A 16,000-nucleotide genomic window follows, 5' to 3' on the forward strand; every position below is an offset into this window, starting at 1 on the left:
GTCGTCAGACTTTGAATCGCGACACGCCGCCACGCAGGCCTGCTGCCACCTGGCTGAGCTCGTCAATGGCAAAACTGGCCTGGCGCAGCGACTCGACCGTCTGGGTGCTGGCATCGCTCAGCTGGGCCAACGCCTGGTTGATCTGCTCGGCGCCGGTGGCCTGGGCCTGCATGCCCTCGTTGACCATCAGCACACGCGGCGCCAGGGCCTGCACCTGATGGATGATCTGGCTGAGCTGCTCGCCCACTTGCTGCACCTCGAACATGCCGCGGCGCACTTCTTCAGAGAACTTGTCCATGCCCATGACCCCGGCCGACACCGCCGACTGGATTTCGCGCACCATCTGCTCGATGTCGTAAGTGGCCACCGCTGTCTGGTCAGCCAGGCGGCGTACCTCGGTCGCCACCACGGCGAAGCCACGGCCATACTCGCCGGCTTTTTCCGCTTCGATGGCGGCATTGAGCGACAACAGGTTGGTCTGGTCGGCCACCTTGACGATGGTCACTACCATCTGGGTGATGTTGCTGGCCTTTTCGTTGAGGATGCCGAGCTTGGCATTGACCAGGTCGGCGGCGCCCATCACCTGGTGCATGGTTTCTTCCATGCGGGCCAGACCTTGCTGGCCGGAGCCGGCCAGGCTGGAGGCCTGATCGGCGGCAGAGGTGACCTCGGTCATGGTGCGTACCAGGTCACGCGAGGTGGCGGCGATTTCCCGCGAGGTGGCGCCGATTTCGGTGGTGGTCGCGGCGGTCTCGGTGGCGGTGGCCTGCTGCTGCTTGGACGTGGCGGCGATCTCGGTCACCGAGGTGGTCACCTGCACCGATGACCGCTGGGCCTGGGACACCAGGTTGGCCAGCGCCTCGGCCATTTCGTTGAAGCCGCTTTCGATGGCGCCGAACTCGTCCTTGCGGTCCAGGCTCAGGCGCATGCTCAGGTCACCCGAACGCAGCCTGTCGAGGGCGTGGACGATGCGCTGCATGGGGGCGCTGATGGCGCGCATCAGCAGCAACCCGCAGATCCCGGCGGCAACGATTGCCAGCAGCAGCGAAACCATCATGCTGCCCTTGGCTGTGCTGACGGCGCTGACGATATCGTGGGTGGCGGCGTCGGCCGAGGCACGGTTGTTCTCGATCACGTCGTTGAGGTGCTTGCGGCCATCGACCCACGCCGGGGTGAGCACTTCGATGATCAGCCGTTCGGCTTCGTCATAGTTGCGCTGGCGGTAGGTGTCCAGCACCTGGCCGACGATCTTGATGTAGTTCTGTTCCAGCTGCACGAAGCTGTCGAAGCGGGCCTGGTCGTCGCTGTCCTTGATGGTGTTCTGGTAACTGGCCATGTGCTGCTTGAGGCGGTCCTCGAAGCTCTTGAACAGTTCCAGGTCCGCCGAGGTGATTTCGCGGCGGTTGGACAAGCCCACCAATTGCTGGCTGGTGACGTAGCTGTCGACCCAGGCACTGCGAATCATCGAGCTGTAATAGACCCCGGGGATGCTGTCGGTCCCCACTGCCTCCTCGGCACTTTCGATCGCCACCAGCCGCGAGTAGGCGGCTACGATCATCAGCAGCATGATGGCGATGATCACGGCGAAACTTGCCAGGATCCGTTGGCGCAAGGTCCAGTTCTTCACATTCAGCCCTCAGGAATTCACAACGAGCGGGAAAAATCGCCGAAGTATAGCCCAGGCATCCTACGCTTTTGCGGCTGAAATGCGGGGTATTCAGGCATCCTTGCCTGATGGACAAGCCAAGTCGCCTGCTATTGGCCTGCGGCGAGCCGCACCTGGCTCTCCAGTTCCTGGCGCAATGCCGGGTCCAGGCGCAGCTGCCGGGCGAGTTCGTCCAGGTAGGCGCGCTCCATGAAGTTTTCCTGATCGACCATCATCACACTGGCCAGGTACATCTCGGCGGCCATTTCCGGTGTTTGCGCAGCACGCGCCACTTCGGCCGGGTCCAGCGGTTTGTTCAGCTCATCGTGCAGCCAGTGTTGCAGTTCGCGGTCCGTGTCCAGGCGGGTGAACTCGCCTTCGATCAAGGCGCGCTCGCGCTCATCGATATGGCCATCGGACTTGGCCGCTGCCACCAGGGCGCGCAGCACCGCCTGGCTGTGCTGCTCGGCCTGGGCCGGTGGCAGGCGGTCGAGGGTTTGCGGCTCGGGCGCCTGCCCTGCCCCCGGCTGGCGCGCCTGCCAATTGCCGTAGGCCTTGTAGGCCAGCACCCCGAGCGCAGCCAGGCCACCGTAGGTCAGGGCTTTGCCGCCATATTTGCGGGCCTTCTTGCTACCCAGCAACAGGCCCAGCGCCCCTGCCCCCAACGCGCCGCCACCCACGCCGGAGAGCAGGCCGCCAAGGCCGCCGGCGCTGGTGCCGGGCTTGCCTGAGCCGCCTTTGCCGGCCTGTTTTTCGAGCAGTTGCTGGCCGGACTTGAGCAGTTGGTCGAGCAGTCCGCGGGTGTTCATTCAGGTGCCTCCAGACGTCGCAAAAGAATGGCCAGATTAAGCCTTGCCCACGCGATCGCCACGGGGGGATTTGCTTCCGGATGTTGCATTGGCCAGCAAAAAGCCAACTAGACTCGATATCGCCAATACCTCGCGCAATCGCACTACGCTTATAACAATCGCTCCACTGCTTGCTTGATGACTGCCCCGACCCAGATCTCCAAGAAGAGGGAACACCATGTCAGCGCACAAGACCGCATTGCTCGGCGCCATGACTGGCGCGTTGCTCGCCAGCGCCAGCCTGCAGGCCGCCGAACCGCTCAAAGCCCTGGGAGCCGGCGAAGGGCGCCTGGATATCGTCGCCTGGCCCGGCTACATCGAGCGCGGTGAAAGCGACAAGGCCTACGATTGGGTCACCGGCTTTGAAAAGGAAACCGGCTGCAAGGTCAGCGTCAAGACCGCCGCCACCTCGGACGAAATGGTCAGCCTGATGACCAAGGGCGGCTACGACCTGGTCACCGCCTCGGGCGACGCGTCGCTGCGGCTGATCGCCGGCAAGCGGGTACAGCCGATCAACACCGCGCTGATCCCCAACTGGAAAAACATCGACCCGCGCCTGCAAAACGGCGGCTGGTACGTGGTCGACAAGCAAGCCTACGGCACCCCGTACCAATGGGGGCCGAACGTGCTGCTGTACAGCACCACGGTATTCAAGCAGCCGCCGACCAGCTGGGGCGTGGTCTTCGAACCGCAAAACCTGCCCGACGGCAAGCCGAACAAAGGCCGCGTGCAAGCCTACGACGGGCCGATCTACATCGCCGATGCGGCGCTGTACCTGAAGTCGGCCAAGCCGGAACTGGGCATCCAGGACCCCTACGAACTGAACGAGACCCAGTACAAGGCGGTGCTCGAACTGTTGCGCCAGCAGCAGCCGTTGATTCACCGCTACTGGCATGACGCCACGGTGCAGATGAGCGATGTGAAGAACGAAGGCGTGGCCGCGTCCAGCTCCTGGGGCTACATGGTCAACGGCCTGAAAGCCGAGAACCAGCCGGTGGCCTCGACCATTCCGAAAGAAGGCGCCACGGGCTGGGCCGACACCACCATGCTGCACAGCGAGGCCAAACACCCCAACTGTGCCTACAAATGGATGGACTGGTCACTGCAACCGAAGGTGCAAGGTGATGTGGCGGCCTGGTTCGGTTCGTTGCCCGCGGTGCCTGCGGCCTGCACCGGCAGCGAACTGCTGGGCGCCGAAGGGTGCAAGACCAATGGCTTCGACAACTTCGACAAGATTGCCTTCTGGAAGACCCCGCAGGCACAGGGGGGCAAGTTCGTGCCGTACAGCCGGTGGACGCAGGATTATATTGCGATCATGGGTGGACGCTAAGGTCGAATGAGCCTGCACCGGCCCCTTCGCGGGACGAGCCCGCTCCCACAAGGGCAGCGTCGCTATGGCCCCTGTGGGAGCGGGCTTGCCCCGCGAAAGGGCCGGTGCAGGCACTACAAGCACAGCTGAGTACCGCCCATGCCCCTAGCCGTCCAGTTCACCCACGTTTCACGCACCTTCGGCGAGGTCAAGGCCGTCGACCAGGTCAGCATCGACATCGAAGATGGCGAGTTCTTTTCCATGCTCGGCCCTTCCGGCTCGGGCAAGACCACCTGCCTGCGCCTGATCGCAGGCTTCGAACAACCCAACACTGGCTCGATCCGCATCCATGGCGTCGAAGCTGCAGGCGTGCCGCCCTACCAACGCGACGTCAACACCGTGTTCCAGGACTACGCACTGTTCCCGCACATGAACGTGCGCGACAACATCGCCTACGGCCTCAAGGTCAAAGGCGTGGCCAAGGCCGAGCGCCACGCCCGCGCTGAAGAGGCCTTGGCGATGGTGGCGCTGGCCGGTTACGGTGCGCGCAAACCGGCGCAGCTGTCCGGCGGCCAGCGCCAGCGCGTCGCCCTCGCCCGTGCCCTGGTCAACCGCCCACGGGTGCTGTTGCTCGACGAACCGCTGGGTGCACTGGACCTGAAGCTGCGCGAGCAGATGCAGGGCGAACTGAAAAAACTCCAGCGCCAGCTGGGGATCACCTTCATCTTCGTCACCCACGACCAGACCGAAGCGCTGTCGATGTCCGATCGGGTCGCGGTGTTCAACCGCGGGCGCATCGAACAGGTCGACACCCCGCGCAACCTGTACATGAAGCCGGCCACTACCTTCGTCGCCGAGTTCGTCGGCACCTCGAACGTGGTGCGCGGCGCGTTGGCCGAGCAGCTCAATGGCAGCCCCGCGCCGTTTTCCATCCGCCCCGAGCATATCCGCCTGGGCGAACAGGCCGCTGCCAGCCATGAAGTGCAAGTCAGTGGCCTGTTGCACGACGTGCAGTATCAAGGCAGCGCGACCCGCTTCGAGCTGCAGTTGGACAGCGGCCAGCTGCTGACCGTAAGCCAGGCCAACGACCGCTGGCAGGCACAGCCGCCAACCTGGCAGGCCGGCCAGCGGGTACTGGCGCGCTGGCCCCGTGAAGCGATGACGGCGCTGCAGGAAACCGTGCTCGACGAGGGCCGCTGAGATGAACGCCCCGCGCGCCAACCCAAGCCCGCTGCGCAGGTTCTCCAACCTGTTGTACCGGCGCCCCAATCTCTACCTGATGCTGCTGTTGATCCCGCCACTGACCTGGTTCGGGGCGATCTACCTGGGCTCGTTGCTGAACCTGCTGTGGCAGGGGTTCTATACCTTCGACGACTTCACCATGGCGGTGACCCCGGACCTGACCCTGGGCAATTTCGCGGCGCTGTTCAACCCGTCGAACTTCGACATCATCCTGCGCACCTTGGGCATGGCAGTGGCAGTCTCGCTGGCCAGCGCGGTGCTGGCCTTCCCGATCGCCTACTACATGGCGCGCTACACCAGCGGCAAGACCAAGGCATTTTTCTACATCGCGGTGATGATGCCGATGTGGGCCAGCTACATCGTCAAGACTTACGCCTGGACCTTGCTGCTGGCCAAGGGCGGCGTGGCCCAGTGGTTCGTCCAGGTGCTGCACCTGGACGGCCTGCTGCAGGCGGTGCTGACAGTGCCTGGCGTTGGCGGCAGTACCCTGTCGACCTCGCACCTGGGGCGCTTCATGGTGTTCGTGTACATCTGGCTGCCGTTCATGATCCTGCCGATTCAAGCCTCGCTGGAGCGCTTGCCGCCGTCCTTGCTGCAAGCTTCGGCGGACCTCGGGGCCAGGCCCAGGCAAACTTTCTGGCAGGTGATTTTGCCGCTGTCGATCCCGGGCATTGCCGCGGGGTCGATCTTCACCTTCTCCCTGACCCTGGGCGACTTCATCGTACCGCAGCTGATCGGCCCGCCCGGTTACTTCATCGGCAGCATGGTCTATGCCCAACAAGGGGCGATCGGCAACATGCCAATGGCCGCCGCGTTTACCTTGGTGCCTATCGTGCTGATCGCGGTCTACTTGTCCATCGTCAAGCGCCTGGGGGCATTCGATGCACTCTGAAAACGCATCAACCGGCTTGCGCCTGGCGGCCTGGGGCGGGTTGCTGTTCCTGCACTTCCCGATCCTGATCATCGTCCTCTACGCCTTCAACACCGAAGACGCGGCCTTCAGCTTCCCGCCCCAGGGCTTTACCCTGAAGTGGTTCAGCGTGGCCTTCGCTCGCCCGGATGTGCTCGAAGCCATCAAGCTGTCGCTGCAGGTTGCCTGCCTAGCCACACTGATTGCCCTGGTGCTCGGCACCCTGGCCTCGGCGGCGCTGTACCGGCGCAGCTTTTTTGGCAAGGAGGGCATCTCGCTGATGCTGATTTTGCCGATTGCCCTGCCCGGCATCATCACCGGTATCGCCCTGCTCTCCGCATTCAAGAGCCTGGGCATCGAACCTGGCCTGTTCACCATCGTGGTCGGCCACGCGACCTTCTGCGTGGTGATCGTCTACAACAACGTCATCGCCCGCCTGCGGCGGACCTCGCAAAGCCTGATCGAAGCCTCGATGGACCTGGGCGCGGATGGCTGGCAGACCTTCCGCTACATCATCCTGCCCAATCTCGGCTCGGCACTGCTGGCAGGTGGCATGCTGGCCTTCGCTTTGTCGTTCGACGAAATCATCGTGACCACCTTTACCGCAGGGCACGAACGCACGCTGCCGATCTGGTTGCTCAACCAGCTCAGCCGCCCGCGCGACGTGCCCGTGACCAATGTGGTCGCCATGCTGGTGATGCTGGTGACCATGCTGCCGATCCTCGGCGCCTATTACCTGACCCGCGGCGGCGAAAGCGTCGCGGGCAGTGGCAAATGACCCTGGAGGAGTCTTCCATGCAAACGCAGATGCTGATCAACGGTCACCTGGTCGCCGGCGAGGGGCCGGCCTGGACCGTGCTCAACCCCGCCTCGGGCAGCGCCCTGGCGCAAATCAACGAAGCCAGCGAAGCGCAGGTCGACAGCGCCGTGCGTGCCGCCGACCAGGCCTTCGAGGGCTGGTCACAAGCCAGCCCCAAGGACCGCTCCCTGGCATTGCTGGCGCTGGCCGACACCATCGAGCAGCATGGCGAGGAACTGGCCCGGCTCGAATCGCAGAACTGCGGCAAGCCCTTCAGTGCTGCGCTGAATGACGAAATCCCGGCGATTGCCGACGTGTTCCGCTTTTTCGCCGGGGCGGCGCGTTGCCTGGGCGGCTCGGCGGCCGGCGAATACTTGCCAGGGCACACCTCGATGATCCGCCGCGACCCACTGGGCGTGGTCGCCTCGATCGCGCCGTGGAACTACCCGCTGATGATGCTGGCCTGGAAAGTCGCGCCGGCCCTGGCAGCCGGCAACACCGTAGTGATCAAACCGTCCGAACTGACGCCGCTCACCGCACTGCGCCTGGGCGAGCTGGCGCAAGGGCTGCTGCCACCTGGCGTGCTCAATATTCTCTTCGGCCGTGGCCAAACCGTCGGCACGCCGCTGGTCACCCACCCGAACGTGCGCATGGTGTCGCTGACCGGTTCGATCCCCACCGGCGCGCACATCATCAGCGCCACCGCCGACAGTGTGAAGCGCATGCACATGGAGCTGGGCGGCAAGGCGCCGGTGCTGGTGTTCGACGATGCCGACATCGACGCCGCCATCGAGGGTATCCGCACGTTCGGCTTCTACAACGCCGGCCAGGACTGCACCGCGGCTTGCCGCCTGTATGTGCAGGACGGCATCTACGAGCCATTCGTGCAACGCCTGGGCGAAGCGGTGGCCAGCCTCAAGCCCGGCCTGCAGGACGCCGAGGACACGGAACTGGGGCCACTGATCAGTGCCCAGCACCGCGACAAGGTCGCAGGCCTTGTGGAGCGGGCTATCGCCCAACCGCACATTCGCCTGGTGACAGGTGGCAAGGCGATTGAGGGCGACGGCTTCTTCTTCGAGCCAACCGTACTGGCCGATGCTCTGCAGGATGACGAGATCGTGCGCAACGAGGTATTTGGCCCGGTGGTCTCGGTGACCCGCTTCACCGACGAGGCGCAGGCGCTGGCATGGGCCAACGATTCCAACTACGGCCTGGCGTCATCGGTGTGGACCCGCGACACCGGCCGCGCCCATCGCCTGGCGGCGCGCTTGCAGTACGGCTGCACCTGGGTGAACACCCACTTCATGCTGGTCAGCGAAATGCCCCATGGCGGGCAGAAGCATTCGGGGTATGGGAAGGATATGTCGGTGTATGGGCTGGAGGACTACACCTGTGTGCGGCATGTGATGATCAAGCATTGAACTAATGCATTGATCGGGGTGGCCTCATCGCCCCCTCGATCAATGCCAATGGTCAAATACAGAATTTTCCTTCAATGACGATCTCCCCGCTCCTACACTCCATCCGTTGAGCCTGGCTGATTGGTATCATAATCTGATACCATGAATAACCATCAAAAAAGCACGTTCGAGACGGTTCTCAAAAAACCGGTCTCCAAGACACTGGAGTGGGCCCGCCTGGAATCACTGTTGATCTCGCTTGGCGCTCGAGTGATTGAGGGAAGCGGCTCACGCGTTCGTTTTGAACTCAATGGAGCGGTAGCCACCTTCCACCGCCCTCACCCGGACAAGCTCGCCAAGCCCTATCAATTAAGAGGCGCCCGCCAGTTCCTTGAGCAGGCAGGAGTAATACCATGAATGTCATGACCTACCGCGGCTATGCCGCTCGCATCGAATACAGCGACGAAGACCAGTTGCTGATCGGCCACGTTGCAGGCATACGCGACGTAATCGGTTTTCATGGCGAATCGATCCACGAGTTGCGCCAGGCATTCGAAGAAGCCGTTGATGACTATCTTGAAACGTGCGAACGCCTCGGCCGCGAACCACAGAAAACCTACTCCGGTAAGCTCAGTTTGCGCCTGGAGCCCTCTCTTCATGCCAGCGTGGCAGCCAAAGCCGAGCTTGCAGAGAAAAGCATCAATCAATGGGTAAGCGACATCCTCAGCAATGCCGCTTACAGCTGAAGCTGCACGTCAATCCCGCAAATCCGACTCATGAATCGGGTTAGCCCGGCTAGTAGCCCGTTGATACTGCGCCGGCCAGGTGGCCTTGTTGCCGCCCAGGTCATCGTCGGCATGCAGCGGCCAGTAAGGGTCGCGCAGCAGTTCGCGGGCCAGGAAGATGACGTCGGCCTGGCCGGTACGCAGGATGTGCTCGGCCTGGGCCGGCTCGGTGATCATGCCCACGGTGCCGGTGGCGATTTCCGACTCTTTGCGCACGCGCTCGGCGAAGCGGGTCTGGTAACCGGGGCCGGTCGGGATCTCGGCGTTGACCGACGTGCCGCCGGATGAAACATCTATAAGGTCGACGCCTAGCGAGCGCAGGCGCCGTGCCAGCTCGACGGTTTCGTCAGGGTTCCAGCCGTCCTCTACCCAGTCGGTCGCCGATACCCGTACGAACACTGGCAAATCGTCCGGCCAGACATCACGCACCGCCTGGGTGACGTCGAGTGTCAGGCGGATGCGGTTTTCAAAGCAGCTGCCGTACTTGTCACGCCGCTGGTTACTCAGTGGCGAGAGAAACTGATGCAGCAAATAGCCATGGGCGGCATGCACCTCGACCACTTTGAAGCCCGCCGTCAGCGCGCGTCGAGCGGCATCGGCGAAAGCCTGGACGATACCGGCGATCTCCCCTTCCGACAGCTCGTGAGGCACTGCATGTTCAGGGTCGAAAGCGATCTTCGACGGCCCGACCGGCTGCCAGCCACCATCCTCGGCTTTCAGGCTGCCATGCTTGCCTAACCAAGGCCGGTGCGTGCTGGCCTTGCGCCCAGCGTGGGCAAGTTGCACCCCAGGCACGGCGCCTTGGGCGGTAATAAAACGGGTGATGCGCTGCAGCGGGGCAATCTGTTCGTCATGCCACAGGCCGAGGTCTTCGGCGGTGATACGGCCATCAGGGGTGACGGCGGTCGCTTCGGTAATGACCAGGCCCGCACCCCCGACGGCGCGGCTACCCAAATGGACAAGATGCCAGTCGTTGGCCAAGCCATCGACAGCGGAATACTGGCACATCGGCGAGACCGCGATGCGGTTGGGCAACGTCAGCTGACGCAGGGTGTAAGGCTCGAGCAGCAGGCTCATGAGGGCACCTCCCAAGGACTCCAATGGTGATCCGGCCCGGACACTCAATTGCACGTCCCTGGCCCAGGTCCGGTCATAACTTCAGACTAGACCAGAATGGGTGGGGGGGAGGTTCCATGGGATTTGGGGTGGGATGCTGGGTGTTTGGTTTGATGAGGCAAGGCCTCCAGGTGTACGCCGACAGGTTTGCAGCGCCTATGAGATCGAGCGCCGCCCGCGCGGCGCTTCGCAGCACAAGGCTGCTCCCACATCTGTTTCGGGCCAATTATTCCTGTGCCATAGGCGCGCGCACCCTAGGTGCATGGCTGGAGATTGATTAAAAACAGCGATGCCCCTTCGATATCGACGGGGCAGACAAGGCGAATAGAGGTGACCTCACAGAAGTGACTGGCCCGAAACAAATGTAGGAGCAGCCTTGTGCTGCGAAGCGCCGCGCGGGCGGCGCTCGATATCCGCCGCACCACAACACCCAAGCCAATCACCTTGAAACCGTCAGCGCGGCTCCATGTGGGCAATCATCAACTGCACGCTCTCATTACCCCGAAACTCGTTCACATCCAGCTTGTACGCCAGCTCCACCCAACGCACGGTAGGGTTCGGCCACACCTCGCGGTCGACGCCGAAGGCAATGCCATCAAGCCTCACCGACCCACATTCGCTCTTGAGCACCACTTTCAGGTGCCGCTCGCCGACCACTCGCTGCTCGACAAGCTGGAACACACCATGGAACAACGGCTCTGGGAAGTGCTGCCCCCATGGCCCGGCGTGGCGCAGGGCCTTGGCCAGGTCGAGGTGAAACTCTTCCACGGCCAGGCTGCCATCCGACAGAAGCCGGCCGGTGAGGTCTTCTTCGCGCAGCTGGCGCCGCACTTCCTGGTCAAACGCCTCGGCGAACGCCGGGAAGTTGCCTTCAGGCAACGACAACCCGGCGGCCATGGCGTGCCCGCCGAATTTGCTGATCAGCTGCGGATGGCGCGCCGCCACCGCATCCAGCGCATCGCGGATGTGAAAACCCGGCACCGAACGTGCCGAGCCCTTGAGCATGCCGTCGCCGGCATCGGCAAAGGCGATGGTCGGCCGGTGATAACGTTCCTTCAAGCGTGAGGCAAGAATCCCGATCACGCCCTGGTGCCAGTCGGCGTCGAACAGGCACAAACCGTACGGCATCGATTCGACGGGCAGGTCCTTGAGCTGGGCCAGCGCCTCGCGCTGCATGCCCTGCTCGATAGACTTGCGGTCCTGGTTGAGGTCGTCCAGCTGCTGGGCCATTTCCTGGGCCAGGGCGGCGTCTTCGCACAGCAGGCATTCGATGCCCAGGCTCATGTCGTCCAAGCGCCCAGCCGCGTTCAAGCGCGGGCCCAGAATGAAGCCCAGGTCGGTGGAGGTGATGCGCCGGTGATCACGGCGGGCCACCTCAAGAATCGCCTTGAGGCCCGGCCGAGCGCGGCCAGCACGAATGCGTTCAAGGCCCTGGTGCACCAGGATGCGGTTGTTGGCGTCCAGCGGCACCACGTCGGCGACGCTGCCCAGCGCCACCAGGTCGAGCAGCTCGCCGATGTTTGGCTGTGCTTGCGTGTCGTAGCGCCCCAGGCTGCGCAGGCGTGCGCGCAAGGCCATGAGCACATAGAAGATCACCCCGACCCCGGCCAGCGACTTGCTCGGGAAGTCACAGCCCGGCTGGTTCGGGTTGATGATCGCATCGGCGTCGGGCAATTGTTCACCCGGCAAGTGGTGGTCGGTGACCAGCACTTTGAGCCCCGCCGCCTTGGCTGCCGCCACGCCATCGACACTGGAGATGCCGTTGTCGACGGTGATCAGCAACTGCGGCTGGCGCTGCAGTGCGACGTCGACGATCTCCGGCGTCAGGCCATAGCCGAATTCGAAGCGGTTGGGCACCAGGTAATCGACGTGCGCCGCACCCAGCAAACGCAGGCCCAGCACGCCAACGGTGCTGGCAGTGGCACCGTCGGCGTCGAAGTCGCCAACGATGAGAATGCGCTGGCGCTGGTCGAGGGCTTCGACCAGCAGGTCTACCCCCGCCTCGATGCCTTTGAGTTGCTGGTACGGCAACAGCCGCGCCAGGCTTTTGTCCAGTTCGGCCTCGGTCTGCACGCCGCGGGCGGCATACAGACGGGTCAACAAGGGTGGCAGGTTACCCAGCAAGGGCAAGGTCGACGGCAGGGGGCGAGGTTCGATACGCATGGGGTCTTCGGCAATCAGGAAAGGGTCAGGTCAGCCACGCTCACCGAGCAGCCACTCCAGCTGCACTTCGTGCTGGCCACGGTCATCGGTGACGAACACCGTGCCTTCGCTGATCATCACGTCCCACTTGATGCTGCGCGGCATGTCGGTGGCCAGGGTTTCCAGCACCTCCTGCGGCACTGCAGCGATGTTCAGGTTCTTCAGGCCCTTGACCGCAGGCACCACCTTGGTCTCCCACACGCGCAGGCTACCGTAGGCCAGCAGGCTGGTGCGCTCGGTGCGACGGGAGCACCAGGTCAAGCGGTCGGCATCCGGTTGGCCGACTTCGATCCAGTGCAGGACGCGATCGTCCAGGCTCTTTTCCCACAACGCCGGTTCGTCGACATCCGACAGACCACGACCAAACGACAATTGCTCGTTGTACCAGAGTGCGTAGGCCAACAGACGAACGGCCATACGCTCTTCGGTTTCCGAAGGGTGACGGGCAATGGTCTGCTTGACGCTTTGGTAGACGTTGCGATCAAGGTCAGTCAGATTCAGTTCGAATTTGTAGGTAGTGGACGGCTGGGCCATGGTCGACGGGCTTCTTGCGCAAAGAAAAGTCACACAGTCTAACCGATCCTGCCCCTCGTTGCGCCGCGGCAGTATCTGCCGCTTCAGAGCTATGATAAAACCACGGCTCTGCCCAGTTGCCACGGATGCCCCATGTCTACGCCCAGCAAACCCCTCGCCGGCCTGAAAGTCATCGAACTCGGGACCCTGATCGCTGGCCCGTTCGCGTCGCGCATCTGTGCCGAGTTCGGTGCCGAGGTGATCAAGGTCGAATCCCCCGATGGCGGCGACCCGCTGCGCAAATGGCGCAAGATGTACGAAGGCACGTCGCTGTGGTGGTTCGTGCAGGCACGCAACAAACAGTCACTGACCCTCAACCTCAAGCACCCGGACGGCCGCGAGATCCTCAAGCGCCTGCTGGCCGAGGCCGATATCCTGATCGAGAACTTCCGCCCCGGCGTGCTGGAAAAGCTCGGCCTGGGCTGGGATGTGCTGCACGCGCTCAACCCGCGCTTGGTCATGGTACGCCTGTCGGGTTTCGGCCAGACCGGGCCGATGAAAGACCAGCCAGGTTTTGGCGCGGTGGGCGAGTCCATGGGCGGCCTGCGCTACATCACCGGCTTCGACGACCGCCCGCCCGTGCGCACCGGCATCTCCATCGGTGATTCGATTGCCGCGCTGTGGGGGGTGATCGGGGCCTTGATGGCGTTGCGGCACCGCGAGGTCAACGGCGGCCAGGGCCAAGTGGTGGACGTGGCGCTGTACGAGGCGATCTTCGCCATGATGGAAAGCATGGTTCCGGAATTCGACGTCTTCGGTTTCATCCGCGAACGCACCGGCAATATCATGCCCGGCATCACGCCCTCCTCCATCCACACCAGTGCCGATGGCAAGCATGTGCAGATCGGCGCCAATGGCGATGCGATCTTCAAGCGTTTCATGCAGGCCATAGGCCGCGCCGACCTGGCCGAAGACCCTTCACTGGCCACCAACGATGGCCGCGACCTGCGCCGTGACGAGCTCTATGGGGTGATCGACCGCTGGGCCAACAGCCAGCCGCTGGAGCAGCTCATGCAGGTGCTCACCACCGCCGAAGTACCTGCAAGCCGCATCTATTCTGCCGAGGACATGTTCAACGACCCGCAATACCTGGCGCGGGAAATGTTCCTGCAGGCGCGCCTGCCAGACGGCAAACCCTTCAAGATGCCAGGCATCGTACCGAAGCTTTCGGAAACCCCCGGCTCCACCGAGTGGGTCGGCCCTGCGCTGGGCGAACACACCGAAGTACTGCTCACCGCCCTGGGCTACGACGCGGCCGCCATCGCCGGCCTGCGCGAAGCAGGCGCGGTCTGACGCCTGCCGCCGCCGATGCGAGCTGCCCACTGGTTACGCACCCTGCTTTTGCTGTGCGCGCTGCTGCCTGCACTGGCCGTGCCGCACGCGGCGGCCAAGGAGCGCTTGTTGTGGCTGGTTCGCGACCTGCCGCCCTTCACCATTTTTGAAGGGACAGAGAAAGGCCAAGGGGTCATTGACCGCCTGCTGCCACTGCTGATCGAGCAGATGCCCGAATACGATCACAGTATCGTCCGGGTAAACCGTGCCCGCGGTATCCAGATGCTTCAGGACCCGAACACTTTTACCTGCGACCCAACCTTGCTATGGACGCCGGAGCGTGCCGAGTACGTGCGCTTTTCCATACCGTCGCTGGGGGTGTTGAGCGGGGGGCTGGTGGTGCGCAAGGCAGGTGAGGCACTGCTGGCGCCGTTTCTCACCGACAACGAGGTCGACCTGCCCGGGCTGATGAGCCACACCCCGTTGAAGCTCGGCATCGTCGCCGAACGCAGCTATGGCACGCAGATCGACGAGATCCTGCGCCAATTGCCAGACTCGGCACTCAGCCGCCACTACGGCAACGATGCCACCGCCAACCAGTTGCAGATGCAACAACTGGGGCGCCTGCACATGGTGATGGGGTATTGGCCAGAAGTGCGTTACCTGATCCAGCAGCAAGGCGGGTCACTGGGTGACTACCAGTTTCATCCGGTTCGGGGCGTGAACCGCTATCAGTTTCTGCATGTGGGTTGCTCAGACTCGGCACTGGGTCGCGAGGCCGTTGCGCATATCGACCAGCTATTGCCCACGCTACGCCAAGAGACCTTGCCAGGGCTATATGCCCGGTGGCTGGACCCTGAGTTGCAGGCAACCTACCTGGAACAGAGCAAGCAGTTTTTCAAACAACCCTAGTACTGCAGACAAAAGAAACCCCGGAACGCTGGGGAGGACGCCCGGGGCTAATTGAAAGTCCCTTGGGACTTCCCGTGACAGCCTGCCAGCACCGGAGCAATGCGCTGGCTAGCTGCCCTTACTGTGTCTGATAAGCAATTCAGGCAAAGGTTCCCGGCATTTGCTGTCGCTGTTGCAAGGCAGCAATCACACAGGGCTGCAAGCGGCCTTCGGCAATCTGCAGGTCACGGTGCAAACCATCCACCAGGTCAATGAGCAGGCGCTGTTCCTGCAACTGGCGCAGGCTCACCGTGCGCTGCAGGGTAATGCCTTCAAGGCTGTCAAAGACGGTCAATTGACGGTTGCCACTGGCATCGGCAACGCCCAGGTGCGTCTGGTAGGGGGTCAGGGCTTCGTTCAGCAGTCTGCAGATTCTTTCCATCCGGATCACTCGCTGCGTGGTGGGCTATGGAGAAACTGACCAACAAGCGCAGCACAAAGTTCGAAACGCCGCGGCTGTTTCAGTGAGCATGCGGGGCGTAGGTGACAGTTTGAATACGCCCGCCCAGGCGCTGAAGTGCGCGTTGCAGATTGGCCATGGACAGTGGCCACGGCAGCTCGGCGACGACCCATAGCCCCCGTCGCTTCGCCTCCAGGGCCAGGTTCTGCTGTTCGTGTGTGGCTTGACCGACGAACAACAAAGCGCGCAAGGCGTGGCTACCCGCCAGTTTTTTCAATAGCGCAAGCCCTGCCCTTTTGGGCATGGCGTGATCGAGGATCAGCAAGTCAGGGCAACGCTCAGCGCTCAGGCACGCGTGCAGGTCGGCGGCTTCTTCAGTGATGCGCACATTGAAGATGCCTTGGGCATTGAATGCCTGGTGCAGGAGGATTTGATGGGAAGGGCGTGCCTGGTGAATCAGCACATAAGGCCTGGACATGAGCCACTCCTGGAGAAAGGACTGGCAAATCTAGGCAACATCCCAAGAGGGTTAAATAGGAAACATCCGA

General features: G+C 63.1%; 16 protein-coding genes. 9 read left to right on the forward strand and 7 right to left on the reverse strand.

The genetic code is table 11. The features are described 5' to 3' along the window. Positions 1-4: 4 nt before the first annotated feature. Together AB7M33_RS03195 and AB7M33_RS03200 are read right to left on the reverse strand one after the other, a co-directional pair. Positions 5-1,627: a methyl-accepting chemotaxis protein gene (locus tag AB7M33_RS03195; protein ID WP_099428466.1), complete on the reverse strand. Its 1,623-nt coding sequence runs from the start codon at positions 1,625-1,627 to the stop codon at positions 5-7. Positions 1,628-1,755: 128 nt separating this feature from the next. Next, a complete protein-coding gene (locus AB7M33_RS03200) occupies positions 1,756-2,454 on the reverse strand; it encodes a tellurite resistance TerB family protein (protein ID WP_085272725.1) in 699 nt (232 codons plus the stop codon). A gap of 217 nt (positions 2,455-2,671) precedes the next feature. On the opposite strand from AB7M33_RS03200, the gene ydcS reads away from it, so the two are divergent. From ydcS to AB7M33_RS03235, 7 genes are all read left to right on the forward strand, one after another. Then, positions 2,672-3,823 carry a putative ABC transporter substrate-binding protein YdcS gene (gene ydcS, locus AB7M33_RS03205; RefSeq protein ID WP_027595740.1) on the forward strand — a complete coding sequence of 384 codons (1,152 nt, stop codon included), beginning with the start codon at positions 2,672-2,674 and terminating at the stop codon, positions 3,821-3,823. A gap of 138 nt (positions 3,824-3,961) precedes the next feature. Beyond that, complete coding sequence (locus tag AB7M33_RS03210; RefSeq protein WP_027595739.1) at positions 3,962-5,002, forward strand: ABC transporter ATP-binding protein; 1,041 nt, start codon at positions 3,962-3,964, stop codon at positions 5,000-5,002. Between the two features lies 1 nt (position 5,003). Continuing rightward, complete coding sequence (locus tag AB7M33_RS03215) at positions 5,004-5,936, forward strand: ABC transporter permease (RefSeq protein ID WP_099428464.1); 933 nt, start codon at positions 5,004-5,006, stop codon at positions 5,934-5,936. Further along, positions 5,926-6,732, forward strand: coding sequence for an ABC transporter permease (locus AB7M33_RS03220; protein ID WP_027595737.1), 807 nt, complete (start codon positions 5,926-5,928; stop codon positions 6,730-6,732). Before AB7M33_RS03215 ends, AB7M33_RS03220 begins: the two co-directional genes overlap by 11 nt. A 17-nt stretch (positions 6,733-6,749) precedes the next feature. Continuing rightward, positions 6,750-8,174 (forward strand): gamma-aminobutyraldehyde dehydrogenase, encoded by a 1,425-nt coding sequence (locus AB7M33_RS03225; RefSeq protein ID WP_085272723.1) that lies wholly within the window; start codon positions 6,750-6,752, stop codon positions 8,172-8,174. 141 nt (positions 8,175-8,315) lie between these two features. Further along, a complete protein-coding gene (locus tag AB7M33_RS03230; RefSeq protein WP_454242409.1) occupies positions 8,316-8,570 on the forward strand; it encodes a type II toxin-antitoxin system HicA family toxin in 255 nt (84 codons plus the stop codon). Beyond that, complete coding sequence (locus tag AB7M33_RS03235) at positions 8,567-8,899, forward strand: type II toxin-antitoxin system HicB family antitoxin (RefSeq protein ID WP_264310044.1); 333 nt, start codon at positions 8,567-8,569, stop codon at positions 8,897-8,899. Before AB7M33_RS03230 ends, AB7M33_RS03235 begins: the two co-directional genes overlap by 4 nt. 9 nt (positions 8,900-8,908) lie before the next feature. Here the strand turns inward: AB7M33_RS03235 and AB7M33_RS03240 are convergent, their stop codons facing one another. From AB7M33_RS03240 to AB7M33_RS03250, 3 genes are all read right to left on the reverse strand, one after another. Continuing rightward, the gene (locus AB7M33_RS03240; protein ID WP_454242410.1) at positions 8,909-10,015 is read right to left on the reverse strand and encodes an NADH:flavin oxidoreductase/NADH oxidase; all 1,107 of its coding nucleotides are present in this window, start codon (positions 10,013-10,015) and stop codon (positions 8,909-8,911) included. Between the two features lie 492 nt (positions 10,016-10,507). Continuing rightward, positions 10,508-12,217, reverse strand: coding sequence for a single-stranded-DNA-specific exonuclease RecJ (gene recJ / locus AB7M33_RS03245; protein WP_252826912.1), 1,710 nt, complete (start codon positions 12,215-12,217; stop codon positions 10,508-10,510). 30 nt (positions 12,218-12,247) lie between these two features. After that, positions 12,248-12,790 carry a YaeQ family protein gene (locus AB7M33_RS03250; protein ID WP_027595733.1) on the reverse strand — a complete coding sequence of 181 codons (543 nt, stop codon included), beginning with the start codon at positions 12,788-12,790 and terminating at the stop codon, positions 12,248-12,250. A gap of 132 nt (positions 12,791-12,922) precedes the next feature. Between AB7M33_RS03250 and AB7M33_RS03255 the strand changes: the two genes are divergently transcribed. Together AB7M33_RS03255 and AB7M33_RS03260 are read left to right on the forward strand one after the other, a co-directional pair. Next, positions 12,923-14,122, forward strand: a complete 1,200-nt coding sequence (locus AB7M33_RS03255; RefSeq protein ID WP_454242411.1) for a CaiB/BaiF CoA transferase family protein — start codon at positions 12,923-12,925, stop codon at positions 14,120-14,122. A 15-nt stretch (positions 14,123-14,137) separates the two neighbouring features. Continuing rightward, positions 14,138-15,013 (forward strand): TIGR02285 family protein, encoded by an 876-nt coding sequence (locus AB7M33_RS03260; RefSeq protein WP_454242412.1) that lies wholly within the window; start codon positions 14,138-14,140, stop codon positions 15,011-15,013. Between the two features lie 139 nt (positions 15,014-15,152). Here the strand turns inward: AB7M33_RS03260 and AB7M33_RS03265 are convergent, their stop codons facing one another. Continuing rightward, positions 15,153-15,434 carry a DUF3509 domain-containing protein gene (locus AB7M33_RS03265; protein ID WP_027595730.1) on the reverse strand — a complete coding sequence of 94 codons (282 nt, stop codon included), beginning with the start codon at positions 15,432-15,434 and terminating at the stop codon, positions 15,153-15,155. Between the two features lie 79 nt (positions 15,435-15,513). Further along, entirely contained in the window at positions 15,514-15,930 is a 417-nt protein-coding gene (locus AB7M33_RS03270) for a response regulator (protein ID WP_454242413.1), read from the reverse strand. Positions 15,931-16,000 lie beyond the last annotated feature (70 nt).

The organism is Pseudomonas sp. Y3 TE3536 (genome assembly GCF_053629175.1).

Excerpts from the sequence above, each read along its gene's own strand:
- recJ (WP_252826912.1), bottom strand. The coding sequence starts at position 12,217 with ATGCGTATCGAACCTCGCCCCCTGCCGTCGACCTTGCCCTTGCTGGGT.
- AB7M33_RS03230 (WP_454242409.1), top strand. The coding sequence starts at position 8,316 with ATGAATAACCATCAAAAAAGCACGTTCGAGACGGTTCTCAAAAAACCG.
- AB7M33_RS03260 (WP_454242412.1), top strand. The coding sequence starts at position 14,138 with ATGCGAGCTGCCCACTGGTTACGCACCCTGCTTTTGCTGTGCGCGCTG.
- AB7M33_RS03265 (WP_027595730.1), bottom strand. The coding sequence starts at position 15,434 with ATGGAAAGAATCTGCAGACTGCTGAACGAAGCCCTGACCCCCTACCAG.
- ydcS (WP_027595740.1), top strand. The coding sequence starts at position 2,672 with ATGTCAGCGCACAAGACCGCATTGCTCGGCGCCATGACTGGCGCGTTG.
- AB7M33_RS03210 (WP_027595739.1), top strand. The coding sequence starts at position 3,962 with ATGCCCCTAGCCGTCCAGTTCACCCACGTTTCACGCACCTTCGGCGAG.
- AB7M33_RS03250 (WP_027595733.1), bottom strand. The coding sequence starts at position 12,790 with ATGGCCCAGCCGTCCACTACCTACAAATTCGAACTGAATCTGACTGAC.
- AB7M33_RS03220 (WP_027595737.1), top strand. The coding sequence starts at position 5,926 with ATGCACTCTGAAAACGCATCAACCGGCTTGCGCCTGGCGGCCTGGGGC.
- AB7M33_RS03225 (WP_085272723.1), top strand. The coding sequence starts at position 6,750 with ATGCAAACGCAGATGCTGATCAACGGTCACCTGGTCGCCGGCGAGGGG.
- AB7M33_RS03235 (WP_264310044.1), top strand. The coding sequence starts at position 8,567 with ATGAATGTCATGACCTACCGCGGCTATGCCGCTCGCATCGAATACAGC.
- AB7M33_RS03215 (WP_099428464.1), top strand. The coding sequence starts at position 5,004 with ATGAACGCCCCGCGCGCCAACCCAAGCCCGCTGCGCAGGTTCTCCAAC.
- AB7M33_RS03240 (WP_454242410.1), bottom strand. The coding sequence starts at position 10,015 with ATGAGCCTGCTGCTCGAGCCTTACACCCTGCGTCAGCTGACGTTGCCC.
- AB7M33_RS03255 (WP_454242411.1), top strand. The coding sequence starts at position 12,923 with ATGTCTACGCCCAGCAAACCCCTCGCCGGCCTGAAAGTCATCGAACTC.
- AB7M33_RS03200 (WP_085272725.1), bottom strand. The coding sequence starts at position 2,454 with ATGAACACCCGCGGACTGCTCGACCAACTGCTCAAGTCCGGCCAGCAA.
- AB7M33_RS03270 (WP_454242413.1), bottom strand. The coding sequence starts at position 15,930 with ATGTCCAGGCCTTATGTGCTGATTCACCAGGCACGCCCTTCCCATCAA.